Origin of the sequence: Flavobacterium sp., from assembly GCF_043720215.1 — a bacterium.
In the GTDB taxonomy this organism is placed as follows: Bacteria; Bacteroidota; Bacteroidia; order Flavobacteriales; family Flavobacteriaceae; genus Flavobacterium.
On the sequence record NZ_JAYSSZ010000188.1, the window covers coordinates 1 to 3,338 of the forward strand.

Genomic DNA, 3,338 nt, shown 5'->3' on the forward strand with positions numbered 1-3,338 from the left:
TAGAAAATGAAGCAAATGTTGTTCCGCCAGTAGTAGATTTCAATGCTTGTCCTCCCGTACCTGAAGTTGTTAAATAAACAATATTACTATTAGAATAATTTACACAAATAGAAGTAATCGTTGCTGATGCTGTAAAAACGTTTGTAAAAGTAATCCCTTTATCTATACTCTTATATAGAGTGGCCCCTTTAGAAATAAACATATTATTGTCATTACTTGGATCAACCGCTATTTGTTGAATATTTCCAGTGCCTAAGTCTGTAGTGTTTTGTTGTACCCAAGCAGATCCTGTTAATATAAAAAGTTTACTAAACCCTGAAAATAAATCTCCTGCGTTGTTTACTGTTAATGGTGTTACCCAGTTTCCTGTTTCCCCTGCAGGCGAATCAACAGATGATCCTAAGCTGTTTCCAGCATCGCTACTAATGTACAAACTACCTCCTTGTTGGATAAAGCCATAAAATTTATTGCTATTATTTGGGTCTACTGCGGTGTCCATTCCATCGGCACCATAATAATTTTTCCAAGCACTATTGCTGTAGGCGTGACCTCCGTTATCCTGTAATCCTCCAACCATTTTACTAGCTGTTTGTTTTGAAACTGCAATTTTATAAAACTGACTTGTTTGAATTCCAGCTGTTAAACTTGTAAATGCTATTCCATTGTTAGAAGACATGTAAATTCCTCCATCACTTCCACAAAATAATTTATTATCATAATAGCGTAAAAAATGGATATCTGCATGTGTATAGGGAGCTGCTGATGGAGCATTCCAGTTGTTTACTTTCGTTACGGATACACCGCCGTTTGTTGATTTCCAAACATTCAAACAGCCAGTAAAAATTTCATCTGCATTAGTAGTCGAAACTGCTAAAGCTAAATCATACCAAGACTGAGTTCCTTCAAAAATATCCGTTGTGCCAGAGGTTTTAGTCCAGTTTGTCCCGCTATTTACGGATCTATAAATCCCTTGAAAAGCATTTCCAGTTGTTGCACTCAAAATATAAATATAATTTGCATTTGCTGGAGTAACATCTAATATTAATCTACCCGAAGTTAATGGTAAACCTGTAGTTATAGCAGTAAAAGTGTCTCCCGTATTAGTTGATCGATAAAACCTATTATTATTTACTGCATAGACCGTTGTGGGATCTCCTGGTTTCAAACGAATTGAACCTTGCGCAAAATCTCCAGCTTGAGTTATTGCCCATGTAGTTCCGCCATTTAACGTTTTATAGACCCCTGCACTTGTAGCACACCACAAGATTTGGTTGTTTGTTGGGTGCATTATTATGTCTCCAGCTGTTGATGTTGTTCCTGTAAAAGTTAATCCAGTTGTATTCCAAGTAGCTCCTCCATCGATAGATTTCAAAACCCCAATAGAGTATGTATCAGAAGCGTCTTTGTCTCCTGTTGCTATATAAATTACATTAGAATTTGTGTGATCTACTACAATTCCAGAAACTCCAATTTGTGGCAAATTATCAGAAAGTGGTGTCCACGTACTTCCGTTATCAGCAGATTTCCAAATTCCTCCAGCTGGCGAACCAACATAAATTGTACTTGACGTTGTAGGATCTACATAAACAAAATTTACTCGTCCTTGACCTGAAGACCACGAACCTGTATTTGTGTGAGTAAAAGGCCCTATTGGTGTCCAATTACTTGGAGGTAATGCCAAAACTCTATTTGAATTTCTACTTATTTTAGCTTGTTTTTTTTGCTCCCAAATTTGCCATAATTCCTGAGGTGTTATTATTTTACCTTGATCATTTACAAGATTTCCCCAATGATTCTCCCACCTTTTAAATGGTTTATAACCACTCGCTTTCTTCCTGTAATCGCGATTTTTCCAGTATGTTTCAAATGAGTTTACTAACTCATCAAAAGTGGCATCTTGTTGTTTTTGTGTGTTATTGTTTTGAATCCAAGGAGCACTCGAATTAAACTGCGCATTTCCTATAATAGTAAAGAGTAATGTAAGAAATAGATAGGTTTTTTTCATTTTATATAGCGTTTGTTCAAAAGTAATAAGTTTTTTCCATTTTTTATCTATTTTAACATCGCTTTTTGAATTGTTATCCATTTAAATCGTATTGCTTTTGTTATTTTTGTAAAAAAATAAAGATGCTTAAATTTTTAAGAAGATTCAAAACATTATTCATCGTTCTTTCGGTTTTATCTGTTATAATAATCTGGTTATTTTACAATGTATTAAATCGTAAAACACTTCCTGTTTTTACACCATCGATGGTAAATCCTGAGTTGGTCGATTCGACAATTCAATATGTTGCTAATAAACATATTATTGCTGATTTTGCATTTACCAATCAAAATGGGAAAATGATTACCCAAAAAGAGTATGAAGGTAAAATTTATGTTGCCGATTTCTTTTTTACTACTTGTGGTACGATTTGCCCAATGATGACAGATAATATGGTTTGGTTGCAAGATCAAATAAAAGACAACCCAAAAGTTATGTTATTATCTCATTCAGTAACACCAGATATAGACAGTGTTTCGATACTAAAAGCTTATGCAAAAAGAAAAGGTGTTATAGATGCCAAATGGAATCTCGTAACAGGTAACAAAAAAGATATTTATTATATTGCTAGAAAATCTTATTTAGCTGTAAAAACTGGAAAACCATCTGAGTTATACGATATGGTACACACAGAAAACTTTGTTTTAGTTGATGACAAAAAAAGAGTACGTGGTTTTTATGATGGCACAAAAAGAGAAGAAGTCAAAAAACTTTTGACAGACATTAACTGGCTTCTTGAAAATCAAAAATAGGTCTATTTAATCCAAAACATTACAAAGATGATTTTTATCATATATAGTAGCATTATTATTGTTATTTTTGTAATCTTAATTCAATCTAAATAAACTTGAACTTAACCATTTCAAATCTCGCCATTGGTCAAAAAGCAATCATCAAAGATTTTGACATTAACAATATTCCTCTAAAATTATTAGAAATGGGGTGTTTGCCTGGAAATACGGTCGAAATAATTCAAATTGCACCTTTTGGTGATCCTTTATATTTGAATATTAACGATAGTCATGTTGCCATTCGATTAGAAACAGCTTCTATTATAGAGGTAGAAATTTGTAGAGAAAACCAACTATAATGAAAGTAGGTAATATTAATATTGCTTTAATTGGAAATCCGAATGTTGGAAAAACTTCTGTATTTAATCAACTTACGGGCCTTAATCAACAAGTAGGAAATTATCCAGGAATCACGGTAGAAAAAAAGCAAGGTGTTTGCAAATTATCTTCCAATCTCAAGGCAACAATTCTCGATTTACCGGGAACTTACAGCTTAAATGCAA

General features: G+C 33.4%; 3 protein-coding genes and 1 pseudogene. 3 read left to right on the forward strand and 1 reads right to left on the reverse strand.

Going from position 1 to position 3,338, the window contains the following annotated elements; translation table 11 throughout:
- Nucleotides 1-2,086: pseudogene (locus ACHZC3_RS08700) on the reverse strand (glycosyl hydrolase); the annotation flags it as partial.
- 41 nt (nucleotides 2,087-2,127) lie between these two features.
- On the opposite strand from ACHZC3_RS08700, the gene ACHZC3_RS08705 reads away from it, so the two are divergent.
- From ACHZC3_RS08705 to ACHZC3_RS08715, 3 genes are all read left to right on the forward strand, one after another.
- On the forward strand, nucleotides 2,128-2,796 hold the full coding sequence (locus ACHZC3_RS08705; RefSeq protein WP_394759483.1) for an SCO family protein: 669 nt from the start codon (nucleotides 2,128-2,130) through the stop codon (nucleotides 2,794-2,796).
- 95 nt (nucleotides 2,797-2,891) lie between these two features.
- Nucleotides 2,892-3,134, forward strand: coding sequence for a ferrous iron transport protein A (locus ACHZC3_RS08710; protein WP_394759484.1), 243 nt, complete (start codon nucleotides 2,892-2,894; stop codon nucleotides 3,132-3,134).
- A partial coding sequence (locus tag ACHZC3_RS08715; protein WP_394759485.1) for a FeoB small GTPase domain-containing protein occupies nucleotides 3,134-3,338 on the forward strand: 205 nt, incomplete at its 3' end. The genes ACHZC3_RS08710 and ACHZC3_RS08715, both read left to right, overlap by 1 nt.

Excerpts from the sequence above, each read along its gene's own strand:
- ACHZC3_RS08705 (WP_394759483.1), top strand. The coding sequence starts at position 2,128 with ATGCTTAAATTTTTAAGAAGATTCAAAACATTATTCATCGTTCTTTCG.